The sequence below is a fragment of the Janthinobacterium sp. BJB401 genome (assembly GCF_013372745.1).
Classification (GTDB): Bacteria; Pseudomonadota; Gammaproteobacteria; order Burkholderiales; family Burkholderiaceae_D; genus Janthinobacterium; species Janthinobacterium rivuli.
In genome coordinates, this window is record NZ_JABXFH010000072.1 from 1 (window position 1) to 16,685 (window position 16,685).

18 protein-coding genes are annotated in these 16,685 nt (G+C 63.6%); 10 read left to right on the top strand and 8 right to left on the bottom strand.

All coding sequences use genetic code 11. The features are described from left to right. The 4 genes from HWE17_RS26925 to HWE17_RS26940 all read right to left on the bottom strand — a co-directional run. Positions 1–781: ABC transporter ATP-binding protein (locus HWE17_RS26925; RefSeq protein ID WP_176390893.1), on the bottom strand; the 781-nt coding region annotated here is incomplete at its 3' end. Positions 782–792: 11 nt separating this feature from the next. After that, entirely contained in the window at positions 793–1,614 is an 822-nt protein-coding gene (locus HWE17_RS26930) for an ABC transporter permease (RefSeq protein WP_034758877.1), read from the bottom strand. Positions 1,615–1,644: 30 nt separating this feature from the next. Further along, entirely contained in the window at positions 1,645–2,646 is a 1,002-nt protein-coding gene (locus HWE17_RS26935; RefSeq protein ID WP_176390894.1) for an ABC transporter substrate-binding protein, read from the bottom strand. 397 nt (positions 2,647–3,043) lie between these two features. Further along, a complete protein-coding gene (locus HWE17_RS26940; RefSeq protein ID WP_035826310.1) occupies positions 3,044–3,280 on the bottom strand; it encodes a hypothetical protein in 237 nt (78 codons plus the stop codon). A gap of 481 nt (positions 3,281–3,761) precedes the next feature. Between HWE17_RS26940 and HWE17_RS26945 the strand changes: the two genes are divergently transcribed. Beyond that, entirely contained in the window at positions 3,762–4,262 is a 501-nt protein-coding gene (locus HWE17_RS26945; protein WP_223278908.1) for a winged helix-turn-helix domain-containing protein, read from the top strand. Between the two features lie 232 nt (positions 4,263–4,494). After that, complete coding sequence (locus HWE17_RS26950) at positions 4,495–5,367, top strand: zinc-dependent peptidase (RefSeq protein WP_176390895.1); 873 nt, start codon at positions 4,495–4,497, stop codon at positions 5,365–5,367. A gap of 9 nt (positions 5,368–5,376) precedes the next feature. Here HWE17_RS26950 and HWE17_RS26955 read toward each other — a convergent pair whose 3' ends face one another. Then, a complete protein-coding gene (locus HWE17_RS26955; protein WP_176390896.1) occupies positions 5,377–6,066 on the bottom strand; it encodes a LytTR family DNA-binding domain-containing protein in 690 nt (229 codons plus the stop codon). Further along, complete coding sequence (locus tag HWE17_RS26960) at positions 6,063–7,640, bottom strand: histidine kinase (RefSeq protein ID WP_176390897.1); 1,578 nt, start codon at positions 7,638–7,640, stop codon at positions 6,063–6,065. The genes HWE17_RS26955 and HWE17_RS26960 overlap by 4 nt, the downstream gene beginning before the upstream one ends. 236 nt (positions 7,641–7,876) lie before the next feature. Between HWE17_RS26960 and HWE17_RS26965 the strand changes: the two genes are divergently transcribed. The 7 genes from HWE17_RS26965 (at position 7,877) to HWE17_RS26995 (ending at position 14,247) form a co-directional block, all read left to right on the top strand. Beyond that, positions 7,877–9,985, top strand: coding sequence for a serine hydrolase domain-containing protein (locus HWE17_RS26965; RefSeq protein WP_176390898.1), 2,109 nt, complete (start codon positions 7,877–7,879; stop codon positions 9,983–9,985). A 95-nt stretch (positions 9,986–10,080) separates the two neighbouring features. After that, a complete protein-coding gene (locus HWE17_RS26970; protein WP_176390899.1) occupies positions 10,081–10,911 on the top strand; it encodes a transporter substrate-binding domain-containing protein in 831 nt (276 codons plus the stop codon). 20 nt (positions 10,912–10,931) lie between these two features. After that, positions 10,932–11,609 carry an amino acid ABC transporter permease gene (locus HWE17_RS26975; protein WP_176390900.1) on the top strand — a complete coding sequence of 226 codons (678 nt, stop codon included), beginning with the start codon at positions 10,932–10,934 and terminating at the stop codon, positions 11,607–11,609. Further along, complete coding sequence (locus HWE17_RS26980; protein WP_217916906.1) at positions 11,609–12,301, top strand: amino acid ABC transporter permease; 693 nt, start codon at positions 11,609–11,611, stop codon at positions 12,299–12,301. The genes HWE17_RS26975 and HWE17_RS26980 overlap by 1 nt, the downstream gene beginning before the upstream one ends. Next, positions 12,298–13,041, top strand: a complete 744-nt coding sequence (locus tag HWE17_RS26985; RefSeq protein WP_176390902.1) for an amino acid ABC transporter ATP-binding protein — start codon at positions 12,298–12,300, stop codon at positions 13,039–13,041. The genes HWE17_RS26980 and HWE17_RS26985 overlap by 4 nt, the downstream gene beginning before the upstream one ends. Positions 13,042–13,146: 105 nt before the next feature. Further along, positions 13,147–13,713 (top strand): glycine zipper domain-containing protein, encoded by a 567-nt coding sequence (locus tag HWE17_RS26990; RefSeq protein ID WP_035826331.1) that lies wholly within the window; start codon positions 13,147–13,149, stop codon positions 13,711–13,713. Positions 13,714–13,887: 174 nt separating this feature from the next. Further along, complete coding sequence (locus HWE17_RS26995) at positions 13,888–14,247, top strand: hypothetical protein (protein ID WP_035826334.1); 360 nt, start codon at positions 13,888–13,890, stop codon at positions 14,245–14,247. A gap of 21 nt (positions 14,248–14,268) precedes the next feature. On the opposite strand, the gene HWE17_RS27000 is transcribed toward HWE17_RS26995, so the two are convergent. After that, a complete protein-coding gene (locus tag HWE17_RS27000) occupies positions 14,269–15,135 on the bottom strand; it encodes a universal stress protein (protein WP_099402605.1) in 867 nt (288 codons plus the stop codon). 176 nt (positions 15,136–15,311) lie between these two features. Here HWE17_RS27000 and phbB point away from each other — a divergent pair, with 176 nt between their 5' ends. Further along, a complete protein-coding gene (gene phbB / locus HWE17_RS27005; RefSeq protein ID WP_099402606.1) occupies positions 15,312–16,058 on the top strand; it encodes an acetoacetyl-CoA reductase in 747 nt (248 codons plus the stop codon). A gap of 175 nt (positions 16,059–16,233) precedes the next feature. Here phbB and HWE17_RS27010 read toward each other — a convergent pair whose 3' ends face one another. Beyond that, a complete protein-coding gene (locus HWE17_RS27010) occupies positions 16,234–16,605 on the bottom strand; it encodes a TraR/DksA family transcriptional regulator (protein ID WP_176390903.1) in 372 nt (123 codons plus the stop codon). Positions 16,606–16,685: the final 80 nt, after the last annotated feature.

Genomic DNA, 16,685 nt, shown 5'->3' on the forward strand with positions numbered 1-16,685 from the left:
TACTCGCCATCGTCTCGGCGTTATGATGCCTTTGCTGCTCTTCCATCACCATCTCGCCCAGCATGCGTTTCAGGCGGTTGAACTCGGGGTCGCTCGGGTCGCGCGGGCGGGGCAGGTCGATGGCCACGTCGCGCTTGATGGTGCCGGGACGGTAGGTCATGACGATGGTGCGGTCGGCCAGGTAGATCGATTCCTCGATCGAGTGCGTGACGAACACGATGGTGGTGCCGAAGACTTTCCAGATTTTCAGCAATTCATCTTGCAGGTTGCGCCGCGTCAAGGCGTCCAGCGCACCGAACGGCTCATCCATCAGCATGATCGGCGAATCGAGGGCCAGCACGCGGGCAATCGCCACGCGCTGGCGCATGCCGCCCGACAAGTCTTTCGGGTAGCGGGCACGGAATTCCGTCAAGCCCAGCATGCTCAGCAGCATGTCGACCCGCTCCTTGATCTCGGCTGGCGTCTTGCCGGCGATTTCCAGGCCGAACGCGATATTGCTCTCGATGGTCATCCAGGGGAACAGCGCGTATTCCTGGAATACCATGCCGCGGTCGGGGCCTGGCTCGGTGATCAGCTTGCCGCCGGCCAGGATCTGGCCCGACGTCGGCTGCGAAAAGCCGGCGATGGCGTTCAACAGGGTCGACTTGCCGCAGCCGGACGGTCCCAGCAGGCAGATGAACTCGCCGCTGGCGATTTCCAGGTTGATGTCCTTCAGGGCGATAACGTCCGCGCCGCCCGTGGTGAAGATTTTGTTGACTGCATTGATATTGATCGTGGTCATGGCCGTTCCTCTCAGTGTTCCAGGCCGCGGTGCCACTGCAGCAAATGATTATTCAGGGCATTCATGGCGATATCGATGGCCAGGCCGAACAGGCCGATGGTAAACATGCCGGCGATAATCTTGTCGGACCAGAAGTACTCGCGCGCTTCGAGGATGCGGAAGCCGAGGCCGCTATTCACGGCGATCATTTCGGCCACGATCACGACGATGAAGGCCGTGCCCATGCCGATGCGTGCGCCGGCCAGGATATACGGCGTGGCCGCCGGCAGGATGACGCGGCGGAACATGGTCATCTGGCTGGCGCCCAGGTTGCGCGCGGCGCGAATGTAGATACCGTCGACCTGGCGCACGCCGGCGATGGTATTCATCAGCACGGGGAAGAAGGAACCGATGCTGATCAGGAAGAAGGCGGGCGGGTTGCCCAGGCCGAACCACAAAATTGCCAGCGGGATGTAGGCGATCGGCGGAATCGGGCGCAGCACCTGCACCAGCGGGTCGAACAGTTTATAGATGGTCTTGTTGGTGCCCATCAGCAAGCCCAGCGGCAAGGCCAGGCCGGCGCCGATGGCGAAGCCGCCCAGCACGCGCGACAGGCTGGCCCAGGCGTCATGCGGCAGTTCGCCGGAGAACATCCACACCAGGTAATTGCCCGCTTCGGGCGTGTACGCTTCCATGGGGATCAGGTATTCATACCATTTCACGACCACGGCGACGGGCGAGGGCAGGATTTGCGGGTTGATCCAGCCAAACGTCGACATGGCTTGCCACAGCAGCAGCACGGCGACGGGCACGGCGGCGCCGTGCGCGAAGCGTTTCATCATTTGAATATTCATCGTGAGACTTTCAGATTAGCGAGGTCGTGGTTAGCGTGGTGCGTAGGACTTCTTGGCTTTTTCCAGCAGATCCAGCTTGACCCAATCCTTGGCGGCAGGCGCTTTGGCCATGCGGCCCACGCCGAATTTCACCATGTAGTCGGTGGTCAGCTGCACGTGGCTTTGCGTGATGTCTTCCGTGAAGATGGCGTTGTCGATGGCGTCGCGGTAATCGTCGGAGGTGATCTGGTTCTTGAACATCGATTCGCGCACGTATTTTTCCGCCAGTTTCGGGTCGGCCAGGAAGGCGCGCGTGGCAGCGACGAAGCAATCCATGAAGCGCTGGGCCACGGCCGGCTTTTCCTTGTACATTTTTTCCGTCATCACGAGCGCGCGCACAGGCTCGCCCAGCGGCGTGTCGTAAGGCTTGAGGATGGCCGCGCCGTATTTCTTGTGGATCGCCTGGGTGGAATATGGCTCGGACTGGCTCATGACGTCGATGTCCTTGGTCAGCAAGGCCTGGTTCAAGTCAGGGTAGCCCATGTACAGGATCTGCACGTCCTTGCCCGGCTTGTCGGACCAGGTCAGCTTGGCCTTGGTCAGTTCGGCAAACAGCAGGATTTCCTGCGGGCCGCCACGCGTGACGCCGACTTTCTTGCCTTTCAGGTCGGCGATGCCCTTGATGTTCAGGTCGGGACGGCCGACGATCTGCACGCCGCCCTTGGCGAAGCCGCCCACCAGGTACACGGGCAAGCCCGTGGCGCGGCCCGTGATGGCCGCTTCCAGCGCACTGGCGGACACGTCGATTTCGCCGGCGATCATGGCTGGCACGATGTCGAGGCCCTTGGCGAAGATGCGCTCTTCAATTTTCAAATCGTATTTCGGCGCGATTTCCTTCATGTAGGCGACGGCGCCGTAATGGGCGAATTTCAGGTTGCCCAAGCGAACCAGATCGGCCGCGTGGACGGCCAGCGGGAATTGCGCGGCCAGTGCGACGGCCACGGTCAGTGCCTTGGTGTTCAGGAAGGACGAGATGCGGAAGGTGCGTGCCATGCTGTTGTCTCCAAAAGGTAGATGGTTTTATATAGTGGGTCAGGCTGCCGCTCTGATGGCGGTTATGAAAATATAAAAGCATCTTCCGTGCCAGTGGAGCGCATTTTGGCGTTTATTGCAAGTGATTGTTTATAAAGGTTTAATTTGAATCCATTGAAAATGGGAAATGGCAGGATTCCGCTTTTCCGCACGGCGAGGGGAAAGGCTGTGCGGATAGCCGCATTTCCGGTGGCCGCTTCGAGGTGGGCTGGCGGGGCCGCATGCCGGTGAACCTTCAGGGCGCGGCCGACTCCAATCGTAAAAAAACGCGTTGCAAACAGGCTGGCAACGCGTAACTCCCCCGTGGAGTAGGGGCGGCGCCGCGCGGGCGCCTGATGGATAGCTCCGTCTGCCGGGCTTACTTCGGCGCCGTGGCCGGTGGCAGGGCGGGCGCCGTGGCGGGATCGGTCAGCGGCGCAGGCGGCGTCGTGCTGCCAGGGCCTGTGTCTGGCGTGGCTGGCGTGACGGGGGCCGGCATTACTTGTGGCGCGGAACTGGGATTGGGCGCCGTTTCGGGCAGGGGCGCCTCGGCCGGTTTTTTACAGGCGGACAGGCTGACGAGCAAGGCGGCGGCCAACAGGGCAGGTATTTTCATGATGTTTCCTTTGCAAGAGTCGAAGGATCGCGATGCGGGCGGCAGGCGCCGCGCGCGAAGCTTGAATTTATTGCAATGGCGCTTGCGCTTCTGTTCGCTATTTCACTTTGCGCCACGAATGGGAGCACACGGTATTCATGCAGGGATTTTTAGATGTCATTTTTAGATGCCATGCGAGAAATGATTCGGTAGGGCAATATTTTTCACTTTCTTGCTTCTAATGTTCGTTAACGCACAGACCGTAGCCGCCGATACGGGCATTCTGTGCCCAGACGCTCAGGATTCGTGGTGTTCTGGTATAAAAATTGCCAAGAACTTAACAATTCGGGCTACCGGCAATCTGTTTAAAAGGAGTATTCAAATGCATGCAATGACTCAGTCTCACGTGAAGAGCGAATTAAAGGCAGCGCACCAGGAACTTCGTAGCCCCGAAAAAGGCTCGCAAATGGTAGAACGCGCAGCACCCATCCCCCCGGAACGCATGAACCCCATTTCCATGGCACCGATCGAGCGCGTGCGTTCGACGTCGGCCACTCTGCGCCGCATCGAAAACATGCAAAAGCTGATCGGCGAATTGTCGCTGCACGAGATGCTGGCTGACGAAATCGCCTGGTTCCTCAAGTTTTCGCCATCGGGCGCCCGCAAATACATCCGCGACCTGCGCGAAGCGGGCGTGATCGAACTGGCCCGCTACATCGAAGGCACCGCCACCTACCTGGGCAAGGCAGTGTACCAGCTGACGCCAGATCCTGAGCGCGTGCGCGCCTTCCTGGCCGCCATCGTCCAGCCAAAACGCGAAGGTGCGCCACCGCGCAAGGACCGTCCAGGCTTGCGCGAGCAAAGCATGGCAGGCAGCGGCCGTCACTTCCACATCCTGGCCGATGACACGCATTACGCCATCCGCGTCAACCGCGGTCCCGTGACGCGCGATCCGCTCGTCGCCGCCTTGTTCGGTGCGCCACAGCAAAAGTCGGCCGAGTAACACCTGACGGTTTAGTCAGGCGTTGTGAGCTTGTAATGAAAGCCGGGTTACGCCCCGGCTTTTGGCGTTGGCGCAGGCCGTTTCACGTAGTCTGATTGAAAAGACTGCAAGCATCCCCATGTGGGCTGGACTGTTGCCCGCGACGCGGGTTCACTTGAAGGAGCTAGTCCTTGTCTGCCTACGCCGTGTCCCTTTGCCCCATTGGCCTGATTGTCCTGCAGCGGGCCGCCGCATGAACCCGCTGCTGTGGATCGCCCTCGTCACGGCCGCCATCGTCTTGTCGCTGTGGTTTCCCCGCTGGCGCCTGAAGCGGGCGCTGTCCAGGCCCTTGCCGGCCGAAGGCCTGGCCGTGCTGGAAAAGAATATCCCCGTGTATCCGCGCATGCCGGCCCCGCTGCAGGAGCAGTTGCGCCGCCTCGTCGTGCAATTCCTGTATCAGAAGAAATTCGTCGGTTGCGGCGGCCTGGAGATCACGGACGAGATGCGCTATACCATCGCGGGACAGGCTTGCTTGCTGCTGCTGAACCGCCAGACGCAGGTGTATCCGGAACTCGACACCATCCTCGTGTATCCGACGGAATTCATCGTCACGCGCGATGAAGTGGGACCGGGCGGCGTGGTGACGCCATCGGCGAATGGTTTATTGGGCGAATCCTGGGGCGATGGCCGAGTGGTGCTGGCCTGGGATCACGTGCAGCGCGGTGCGGCCGACTGGAGCGATGGCCACAATGTCGTGCTGCATGAATTTGCCCACCAGCTCGACAGCGAATCGGGCGCCGCGAATGGCGCACCTTATCTGCCCAGCGTATCGAGCTACCGCAGCTGGGCCACGGTGCTGTCGCGCGACTTCGACAACCTGCGCCATGACGCCATCTATCAGCAGCACAGCGTGATGGACCATTATGGCGCCACGAATCCCGCCGAATTCTTTGCCGTGGCCACGGAAACCTTCTTTGAAAAGCCGTACCAGATGGCCGAGCACCACGAGGAGCTGTACGCGCAATTCTTGCAGTACTACAAGGTCGACCCGCGCGACTGGATGGCGCCGCCCGTGGAACCCGAGCACATGGCTTCGCCATTCCCCAACTTTGCCCAGCGCTGGTAAGCGGGGACTTTAGCCCAGCAGCCGCTGTTTCAGCGCGGGATAGCTGCCGCGCGAGACGGGAATGCCCGTGCTCGTCTGCGTATCGAGCGCATACTTGCCGCCCGCCGCGATCTGCAGCCGCTTGAAACCGAGGCTGTTGACGATGTAGGAGCGGTGCACGCGCAGGAAGTGCGGTGGCAGCAAGGCCATGAGCTTGTCGATGGCCAGGTCGTGAAAGCACTGTTCGCCGCTGCGCAGCACGATATTGCTGTAGTGGCCATCGGCTTGCACATGGTCGATCTCGGCCATGGCGATCCATTCCAGTGCGCCCCGTTTCTTGACGGCCAGCGAAGCCGCGTCCGTGTGCCGCTCCGTGTAGCGTTGCAACGCCTTGTGCAGGCGTTCGCGGCTGAACGGCTTGGCAACGAAGTCGAGCACGCCAAACTCGAAGGCCGTGATCGAGCGTTCCGCGTGGGCCGAGACGATGATGGTCTGGAACGGGGCTGTTTGGGCCAGGCGCAGCAGCTCATAGCCGTCGGCGCCGTGCAGATTCAAGTCCAGCAGCAGCAAGTCGACTTGTTCCTGGGCCAGCGCAGCCAGCGCTTGCGGCACATTGTCATGCAGCGCGAGATTGCCGAGGCGCTTGCCGAAATGCGCGCGCACCTCGCGTTCGAGGCCTTGCGCGATCAGCGGTTCATCTTCCAGTATCAATACATTCATGGCGCCGCCGGCAAGGTAAAGGTGAGGCGCCAGTCTGCCTGCTGCCGTTCGCTGGCATAGTGGGCCATGTCGCCAAACACGGCGTGCAGGCTGGCGCGGATGTACTGTTCGCCCACGCCGCCGCCCGCGTGCGGGCGCGTTTCGCCTTCGGGCAGGAGCAGGGTAAGCACCTGCGTTTGCGCCTGTCGTGCGATGCGCAGGATAAAGGCCGCGCCGTGGCGGTAGCGGTTGTGGCTGAATGCGTTTTCCAGCGCCGTCAGCAACAGGGCGGGCGGCACGGTGATGCCCGCCGCCTCGCCGTCGAGCTGCAGGCTGCACGGCTGCTGCAGCCGCGTGCCCATGATGCTCAGGTAATTCTGGCACAGGGCCAGTTCCTGCGTCAGGGCGATGCTGGGCTGCTGGGCGAATTCATTGAGCATGCGCAACTCGGCGCCCAGCGCCTCGATGAAGGTTTCGGCCGCCTGCGGCGATTGCGCGTTGAGTTCGCTGATCAGGCTGAGAGAATTCATCAGGAAGTGCGGCTGCATGCTTTTGCGCAAGAGCTGGTTTTCCAGCTGCTGGGCGCGCGCTGCCTTGCTGCGTTCGCGCAGCAACTGCGCCAGCAATTGCGCGCATAAAGGCAGCAGCAGGAAGCACACGACGAGGGCGAAGCCGCCTTCGGCAAACTGGCTGCCCGTCAGCAGGAACAGGGCGCACGAGGCGAGCGCGATCAAGGTGCCGCCACGGCTGCCCGGCAGACGGCGCCACACGGCGCCCAGGCTGAGCGCCAGGCTCGCTGCCAGGCCCGTCAAAAACATCAGCCAGCAGCGCGCGTCGAAATGCGCGGGCAGCGCGCCGGCCAGCGCGATGCATGCCAGCAGTACCACCGCCGCCAGCGGCCAGCGCGGCAGGCGGTAGGCCGTATAAAAATACAGGGGCAGCAAGGCGGAAAACAGCCAGGTCAGGGCGCTGACGGCGTACAGGCGCGGCAAATGCATGGGGTAGGCATAGCCGGCAAAGCTGCGCCAGAGTTCCGCCACCAGCAGCAGCGCCGCCACCAGGCACAGCGCGGCAAACATGGCCCAGTGCCGCTGCCGCTGGTACAGCGCCGTCAAGGCGAGAAACAGCAGGGCGACGGCGCCCAGCGCTCCGGCCAGCAGCAGCGGCGGCAGCCGGTACCAGGCCAGCCCCGAGCGGTAGTCTTGCCGGTCGACCAGGTACAGCGCATAAAAGGGCGACGCCAGGTGCACCGGCACCTGCTGCGTCGACAGCAGCAGGCGCAGGTGGTGCATGCCCATGGTCAATTGCTGGGGCCTCAGGTGGATGACGAAATCGATGTCGCCCGCGCGCTCCCCGCTGGCCTGGCGGGCTGGCTGGCCATTGCTGCCGATTAATACGTTATCCAGCCACAGCTCGCTGGAAGCCAGCGCCGACAGCACCAGCAGCTGTGTCGACGAGGGCGTGGCGGCCAGGGTGACGTCGCGCTCCACGCACAGCAGCAGGCCCGGCTGCACCAGTTGCTGCAGCGTGGCGGCGGGCGCGGACGGCGGGTTGCCGCAGGCGCGCCAGCCTTCGTCCAGCCAGAGCGGAGTCATGGCGCAGGCGAAACAGGGCAAGGCCAGGCAGCACAGCAGAAGGCAGCGGAAGAAGGAGGGCATGGCGGGCATTGTAGCTGCTCATTTGCCAACCATTTGCAACATTTTCATCCACTTTGGTGCCGTTCGTGCGTGCTGCGTGCATTTCGTGCACGGCCCGCCAACGATGTGCAAAACACACTTACCATGCATCAGCGCCGTGCTGTGCACACGGCCCTCACCATGGAATCATGACTATGCCAAGCAGCAAATATTACGGTTTCGCCGGCGCGCTGGCGCTGTTCTGCGGCGTGGCGCAGGGCGCTCCCGCTACTGTTCCCACCCCGGCGCTGGCCGCGCGCCTGGCCGACTTCGACGGCTGGGTGGCCCAGCGCATGGACAAGGCCCGCATCCCGGGCGTCACTGTCGGTTTCAGCCAGGGCGACGTGCAATGGGTAAAAGGCTATGGCTATGCGGACCTGGAAAACCGCGTGCCGGCCACGGCCCGCTCCAGCTACCGGCTGGCGTCCGTCACCAAGCCCATGACGGCGGTGGCCATTTTGCAACTGGTGGAACAGGGCAAGGTCGACCTGGATGCGCCCGTGCAAACCTATGTGCCGTACTTCCCCGTCAAGCCGTTCCCCGTGACGGTGCGCCAGCTGCTGGGCCACCTGGGCGGCATCGACGCCTACCGCAACAGCCAGGTGGAACAGCATTTCAAGGAGCACAAGGATACGCGCCAGTCCATCGCCGTCTTCGAGCAGTTCGACCTGATTGCCGAACCGGGCACGCGCTTCCGCTACACCAGCTATGGCTACAACTTGCTGGGCGCCGTCATCGAGGGCGCCTCGGGCGAAAGCTATGGCGGCTACATGCGGCGCCACGTGTGGGGGCCGCTGGGCATGGACGCCACCGTGCTGGATGACCCGGACGCCGTGATTGCCCACCGCGTGCGCGGCTACCGGCTGGCCGGCAAGGAGTGGAAGAATTCGGAATTCGTCGACATCAGCAGCCGCTTTTCGGCCGGCGGCACGCGCGCCAGCGTGCCCGACATGCTGGCGTTCGGCAGGGGTGTCCATGCCGGCAAGATACTGTCGGCGGCCAGCGTGGCCGCCATGGTGCAGCCGATGGCCACGCGCGCCGGCCGCTTGACGAACTATGGCATGGGCTGGGAAATCTTCCCCACGGGCGGGCGCTACGCCATTGCCCACAGCGGCCAGCAGCCGGAAACCGTCACCTATCTGTACAGCTTTCCCTCGCGCAAGCTGACCCTTGCCGTTGCGTCCAATCTCGAGCGCGTCAATCCGGAAGCCTTCGTGCAGCGCCTGTTCGAAGTGGTCACGGGCGAACCGTGGCAGCTGAACACGTATATCGTCGATGCGGGCGCGCAGCGCGCGTACCAGGTGGCGCAAGGCCTGTTCGAGGAAGGCCGGGCGTATGCCGAGCGCACGAATGAAGCGTACGCCGATGCGGCCGCCACGCGCGAGGCATTTACGCAAATCAACCAGCAAGCGCTGGCGCCCGACGCCAGGGCGGCGCGCGCCTACATCGAAGCGGCCCGCCATCCCGCAGGGGGGCGCGTGTTTCTCACGGCCGGCGCCAGCATGGCCAGACAGTTGCGCGACGCGGGCGTCGACCTGAATCAATATGCGCGCGGCGGCGCGCTGGCATTTGCGCGCGACTATATCCAGTTGTCGCAAGGCATAAAGGCCGGCGACTTGCCCCGCTTCGACCCCTCCTTCGAGCAAGCCATCGTGACCCTGGCCGCCAGCTGGGACCGCACGGCCGCCATCGCCTGGCCGGCAGCGTCCGTCCCCATCGCCGCACGCGATAGCCAGCTGCGCGCGGCCTTCCGCGGCCAGCGCGCCTATCCCGATTTCGTGCCCGAGTTGCTTGATCTGGCGCAAGCATCGGCCGCGCGCGGCGAGACAGACGCGGCGCTGGCGGCCAGCCGCCTGGCCGTGGAACTGTATCCGCTCAGCGACCGCGCGCATGCGCTGCAAGGCCTGACCTTGCTGCGCGCAGGCAAGACGGAACCGGCCCTCGCCGCCCTGCGCCTGGCGCTGGCCCGCGACCCGCTGGGTGCGGCCAGCCCCGCGGCGCTGAACCTGGAAGCGTATCGTTTGAAAGGCAGCGGCGCCGTGGCGCAAGGCATGGCCGTGCTGCAGGCGGCCGTCAGCCTGCATCCGCAGGACGCGAACCTGCAGGACAGCCTGGCCGAGTTTTATGTGGAGCAAGGCTTGCACCCGCAGGCCGTCGAGGCCTATCGCCAGGCGCTGCAGCTCGATCCCCGCTATCCGGGCGCCGTGGGGGCCAAGGCAGCGATCATCCGCCTCGGTGGCGAGACGAAGGCGCTGGCGCCTTAGATGAAATCTGCATAAACATGGGTGAAAAGATTCCTTTTTGGAAATAAGAGCGTTGCGGTCTAATGGCGGCATTCATTGTCCACCAGAGGAATTCCATGCAGACCCGCCTTCACTTCGCCGCGCTTCTTTTCACTTCCATCGCCTTCACGCAGGTGGCGCAAGCGGACCAACTGGCCGCCATCAAGGCAAAGGGCGAGCTGGTCTGTGGGACCCTGGGCACGGACGAGCCGAACAGCTTCATCGACGCCAGGTCGCGCCAGCTGGTCGGCTATGAAGTGGACCTGTGCCGCGCCATCGCCCAGGGCCTGGGCGTCAAGCCGGTGATCAAGCAGCTGGCCGTGGCCGCCCGCATTCCCGAATTGCAGCAGGGCCGCATCGATATCCTGACGGCGTCCTTGACGCATAACAAGGAACGCGAAGCGCTGATCGATTTTTCCCTGTCCACGTTTTACACGGGCCAGCGCGTGCTGGTGAAAAAAAGCAGCAATATCACGACGGTCGCTGGCCTGGCCGGCAAGAAAGTGCTGACCGTCAAGGGCGGCACGCAGGAACCGAATATCCGCAAGGCCGTGCCTGGCGTGGACGTGGTGACGTTCGAGACGGCGGGTCAAGCCTATCTGGGCTTGCAGCAAGGCAAGGGCGTCGGCTATGTCGACGATGAAGTCTCGCTGCTCAACAATTACGCCAAGCTGGGCGCTGCGCAAAAAGACTATATTGTGCTGCCGCAAAACATCAGCCAGGAAGTGTTTGCCTTCGGCATCCGCAAGGGCGAGACGGGCGTGAAAACAGCCGTCGACCAGGTGCTGCGCGGGCTGGAGAAATCGGGCGAGGCGGAAAAACTGTTTTTCAAATGGTATGGCCCGACCAGTAATGTGAAGTTCCAGAAACGCAATTTCAAGATCGAGTCGGACAAGATCGACGCCTGAACCTTGCCTGACGCTTCCGCATGTTTGATCTGAACTTTTTGCTGGCCGGCGACTACCGCGACTGGTTGCTTTCCGGCCTGCTGCTATCCCTGCAACTGCTGGCCATCACCTTGCTCTTGTCTCTGCCGCTGGCGTGCGGCGTGGCCATGCTGCGCATGGCGCCGTCGCGTCTGCTCAATGGGCTGGGCGCCGCGTATGTTGAGCTGATCCGCAACGTGCCCTTGCTGGCGCACTTCCTGTTCTGGTATTTCGGCGCGCCCGAATTGCTGCCCGACACGTGGAAGGAACGCTTGTATGCCGGCAATATCGAAGCCGTCAGCGCCGTCACGGCCCTGACTTTATATACGGCCGCCTACATGGCGGAAGACATCCGCAGCGGCATCCGCGCCATTCCTGCCCAGCAATTCGAGGCGGGCAGGGCGCTGGGTTTCAGCTTTCTCGCCACCATGCGCCTGTGCATCGTGCCGCAGGCGCTGCGGCTGGCCGCGCCGCCGCTGCTGTCGCAAACCCTGAACCTGTGGCAAAACACCAGCATCGCCACCGTCATCGGCGTGGCCGAACTGATGTACCAGACGCAGCGCGTGGAAGCGGCCTCGTTCCGCAGCGTGGAGGCGTTTGTCTTCGCCAGTGCTGCCTATCTGGCCGTGTCGCTGGTGATCGCGGGCCTGGCGGCCTGGCTGCAAAAGAAGGTGTGCTGATGCTGGAACTGATTCATGATTACTGGCTGTATTTTCTCGTCGGCCGCTATCCCGAGGGACCTTTGGGCGGCCTGGCGCTGACGGTCGTGCTGGCCAGCCTGGCGCTGGTGCTGAGCCTGCCCGTTGGCTTGCTGCTGGGCCTTGCGCGCCTCAGTTCCTGGCGGCTGCTGCGCTGGCCCGTCGCCGCGCTGATCCACGTGGTGCGGGGCATCCCCTTGCTGCTCGTCATCTTCTGGGCCTACTTTTTCCTGCCCAGCATCACGGGACATGAAAGCGGGCAGTTCGGCACCATGCTGGCGGCCCTCGTCATCTTCGACGGCATTTATCTGGCGGAAATCGTGCGTGCCGGCGTGCAAGCCGTGCCCACGGGCCAAGTGGAGGCGGCCCGTTCCCTGGGCTTGAACTACCTGGACAGCATGCGCCAGGTCGTGCTGCCGCAGGCGCTGCGCCACATGCTGCCGTCCCTGGTTAACCAGTTCGTCTCGACCATCAAGGAAACCTCGCTGGGCACCATCATCGGCTTGGCCGAAGTGTCGTTCATCGCTACACAAGTCAATGGCCTGGTGCTGACGAAGCCCATGCAAGTGTATTTTTTGCTGGGCATGACGTACTTTGTTTTATGTTTCAGCCTGTCGCGCGCCGCCTTCTGGCTTGAGCGGCGCCAGGCGCGTCTTTTGAAAGCGGCAGCATGATCAGCTTTGACAACGTCAACAAATACTATGGCGACTATCACGCCTTGAGCGGCATCAATGAACACGTGGCCAAGGGCGAGGTGCTGGTCGTGTGCGGGCCGTCCGGTTCCGGCAAGTCGACCCTGATCCGCACCATCAACCGCTTGGAGGCGATCGCTTCGGGCCGCATCACGGTGGCCGGCCAGGACATCCACGCGCCGGGGCTGGACGTGAACGCATTCCGCTCGCACATCGGTTTTGTGTTCCAGCAATTCAACCTGTTTCCCCATTTGTCCGTGCTGGACAATTGCACGCTGGCGCCGCAGCGTTTGCGCGGCCTGACCCGGCGCGAGGCGGAAGAGCGGGCGCTGGCCCTGCTGGAACGGGTGGGGCTGGCGCACAAGGCGCGCGCGATGCCGGCGGCTTTGTCGGGCGGCCAGCAGCAGCGCGTGGCGATTGCCCGCGCGCTGGCCATGCAGCCGCCGCTGATGCTGTTCGACGAGCCGACCAGCGCACTGGACCCGGAAATGGTGGGCGAAGTGCTGCAAGTGATGCGCGACCTGGCGCAGGGCGGCATGACGATGGTATGCGTGACGCATGAAATGGGCTTTGCGCGCGAAGTGGCGGACCGCGTCTGGTTCATGGACCACGGGCACGTGCTGGAACGGGCCACGCCCGAGGAATTTTTTACGCGGCCGCAACATGCGCGCGCACAACAATTCCTGTCCGATATCCGCAGCCCGTTCAGCGCGGCCGCCTGATTGGCGGCTGTGTGCGCAAGCGAACGGTATTTCGCCGGCGGCAAGCGCACGCTAGCCAGGCAAGCGGCGCACGGTGCGCCAGCAGCCGACGAGGAGGGCCGTATCATGTCACGCATCATCGCAGGTCATTTTCAGTTGCAGGAACAGATCGACGCCGCGCGCGCGGCCCTGAACCAGGCGGGCTTTCCCGACAGCCGCATCAGCGCCTTCTTTGTCAACCAGCCGGGGCAGCACGACTTGCACGCGCTCGGTGGCGACCGCGACATGTCGCCGGGAGCGAAAGAGACGCCGGAGGGTGTGGTGGAGGGCGTGGCTGTCGGGGCCGCCGTCGGAGCGGGCATCGGTGCGGCCACGACCCTGGCGACGGGGCCGCTGGGCCCGGTGGTGGGGGCGCTCGTGGGCGCGCACGTGGGCTCGCTCTACAGTTTCAACAAGATGAAGGACGCGGGCGAGCCGGAAGCAAATGGCGAGGGGAACGCCGAAAACCGCCGCCAGCCACGCCATCCCGGCATGCTGATCGCCGTCGCGCTGGGCGGCCCCGACGAGCGCGAACGGGCGCTCGAGGCGTTGCACCGGCTGGGCGCCGAGCATATCGAGGAAGCGGAAGGCACGATCGCCAATGGCGACTGGCATGATTTCGACCCGCTCAGCATTCCCGTGCTGGTGGCGTGAATTCATAAATTCCGAGCCGCATGAAATTTAGGTATGATCCTTGTTAGTATTAGTAATTATTGGTAAATAATGCCGACAGGGATAGTTTCCGCGCGCCCATAGTGACACTGGACCAAGGTGACTGCCCGTAGTACTTGCCTCGCATGCTAACGAGTATGGATAGGAGGGCGCGTCATGACACAGGCATGGTTCATTCTGACACGGGCCGATGGGCGCGACATCTGCGCGCCCTCGCCGGCACAGCTGGCCGATGCGCTGGCCGAGGTCTACCGCGGCGGCGGCGCCACGCCCGATGGCAGCCCGGCCGCCGTCCTGTTGCGTTTCGGCTACGACGACGGCTTGATGTATCAGGTCGAGGTCGCTAGCGGAGGCGAAGTCACTTTCGAGGAATGGTCGGACCGCGATTGTGAAATCGCCCTGGCCACGCCGCGCCACATGTCGGCCCTGCCGCAGGACGACGCGCTGCAGCTATGGCAGTGGCTGGCGCAGCGCCAGGTGGCGAAGATCCGCAGCCAGCCCTGGCAGGGCGGCTAACCCTGCCGTTTTTCCAAAGGTCTAGTGCGCCATCAGCACGGGGATCGTCATGCTTTGCAGAATCGTGCGCGTGACGCCGCCGAGGATGGTTTCGCGCAGGCGCGAATGGCCATACGCTCCCATCACCAGCAAATCGGCCGACAGGTCGGCCGCCTGCGACAGCAGCGCTTCGCCGATGTCGCCGCGCCGCACGCCACCGCCATCGAGCAAATGCAGCCGCGCTTCCACGCCGTGGCGCGCCAGGTACTGCGTCAGTTCGGCGCCCGGTTGTTCGCCGTGCTCGGCGGCATGCACCTGGGCGTCGAAGATGGCCACGTGGACTTGCCCGGCGCGCTGCAGCAGGGGCAGGGCGGCGCTCACGGCGCGGCTTGCTTCCTTGCTGGCGTTCCAGGAAATGAGCACATTGCGCGCGGCTGCCGGCGGCGCCAGCAGGGGCAGCGGCGGCGCATACGGCACGATCAGCACGGGGCGGCCCGAATGCAGCAGCACATAGGCGGGGAAGTCGCGCATCACGGACGGCGATTTATCCTTGGCATTGTATTGGCTGATGACGACCAGGTCCGCATAGCGGGCCAGCAGGCTGATGCCGCCCGCCGCCTCGTCGTCGAGCACGCGCTGCTCGAACGAGGCGACGCCGGCCGCGCGCACTTGCGCTTCAAAACCGTCGAGGGCGCGCGTCGCCCGTTCCCGCAGGAAATTCAGATGCAAGCTCAGGTTCGGGTCGGCATCGAGGTCGGGCTGGTTCTGGTACAGCAGCCGCGACACGCCCGTCAGCGCCACGCCCGTCAGGTGGCCGCCGCAAGCCTGGGCGATGCTGGCGGCCGCGTCGATGCGGGCGCTGCGCCCCGCGCTGTCGTCGATGTGGAGCAATACGGTTTTATATGTCATGGCCTGTCCTCTCGCTGTGCGGTAGCGGTCATTCTGGCACAGACGGGGAGGCGGCCGCGCACGCATGCGCCATTCTTGACAGGCTGGGCACTTGATTTGGCGCAAGGCTGCCAATAAAAACTGCTCCTACACTTGATGCCACGCAGAACAACCATAACAAGCGGAGAGAGACAGTCATGAAAGAACAAAAGGTAGCGCTGGTCACGGGTGGCATGGGCGGCCTGGGCACGGCCTTGTGCCGCCGCCTGCATGGGGCGGGCTTTGCCGTCGTGGCCGCGCATACGCCGGGCAATGCGCGGGTGGCAAACTGGCTCGAAGAGCAGCAGGCGCAGCAGTATTATTTTCATCCGCTGTCCCTTGACGTGACGGATTTCGCCGCCTGCAGCGAGGCCGTGTCCAGCGTGCTGGCGCAGTTCGGCAGGGTCGACGTGCTGGTCAACAACGCCGGCATCACGCGCGACCAGAGCATGCGCAAGATGGAATTGCCGCATTGGGCCGAGGTCATGCGCACCAATCTCGACAGCCTGTTCAACATGAGCAAGCAGGTGCTGGAACCCATGCTGGCTAACCGCTGGGGCCGCATCATCAATATCTCGTCCGTCAACGGCCAGAAGGGCGCGTTTGGCCAGTGCAACTATGCGGCCGCGAAGGCGGGCGTGCATGGCTTCAGCAAGGCGCTGGCGCTGGAAGTGGCGCGCCATGGCATCACCGTCAACACGGTCTCGCCCGGCTACCTGCGCACGCAGATGGTGACGGCCGTGCCGGCCGATATCCTGGAAACGAAAATCCTGCCGCAAATCCCCTTGGGTCGCCTGGGCGAGCCGGACGAGGTAGCGGCCCTGGTCGCTTATCTGGCATCCGATGAGGCGGCGTTCGTCACGGGCGCGAACATCGCCATCAATGGCGGACAGCACATGAGTTAAGCAAGCGTGCCGCTTGCACAGAGGCATTGGCAGTAGAGGAGACCCGTCCACCCAGCCGGCGCACAGATGCTGGCGCAGGACGGCAGGCAATGGCAGTCACGCTGGAAAACACGGGGCAGGGCAGCGATGCCTTGCCCCTTGTTGTTGCGCCGCCGTCATACTACGCTCACGTGAATCAGCGCCGGGCTTTTTCCAGCCGCGTCTGGCAATCGATGCACAGCCGCGCTTCCGGACGTGCGTTCAGGCGCGACAGGCCGATGGCTTCGCCGCAGTTGTCGCACAGGCCATAGCTGCCATCGGCAAACCTGGCCAGCGCATGCTTGATGATGGTCAGCTGGGCCAGGTTGTGCTCGGCCGCTTCGCTGACGAGGGCGTTCAAGGTGCGCACGCTGGCGTTGTCGGCCGGCGAGGCTTCGACTTCATTGAGCAGCGAGGCGCGCGCATCCGCTTCGGCCGCTTCGTTTCCGATCTGTTCCAGCAACGCCAGCTTGCGTTGCTCCAGCACGCCCTGCAGGCGTTGCAGCTGGTCTTGCGGCAATCCATTCATGGTTGTCACCCGGTAGAGGTTACTTCCATCATGGTAGTCCAAGATTGGCGGCTCTGCTTGCGCTACCACCCGGGGGCGCG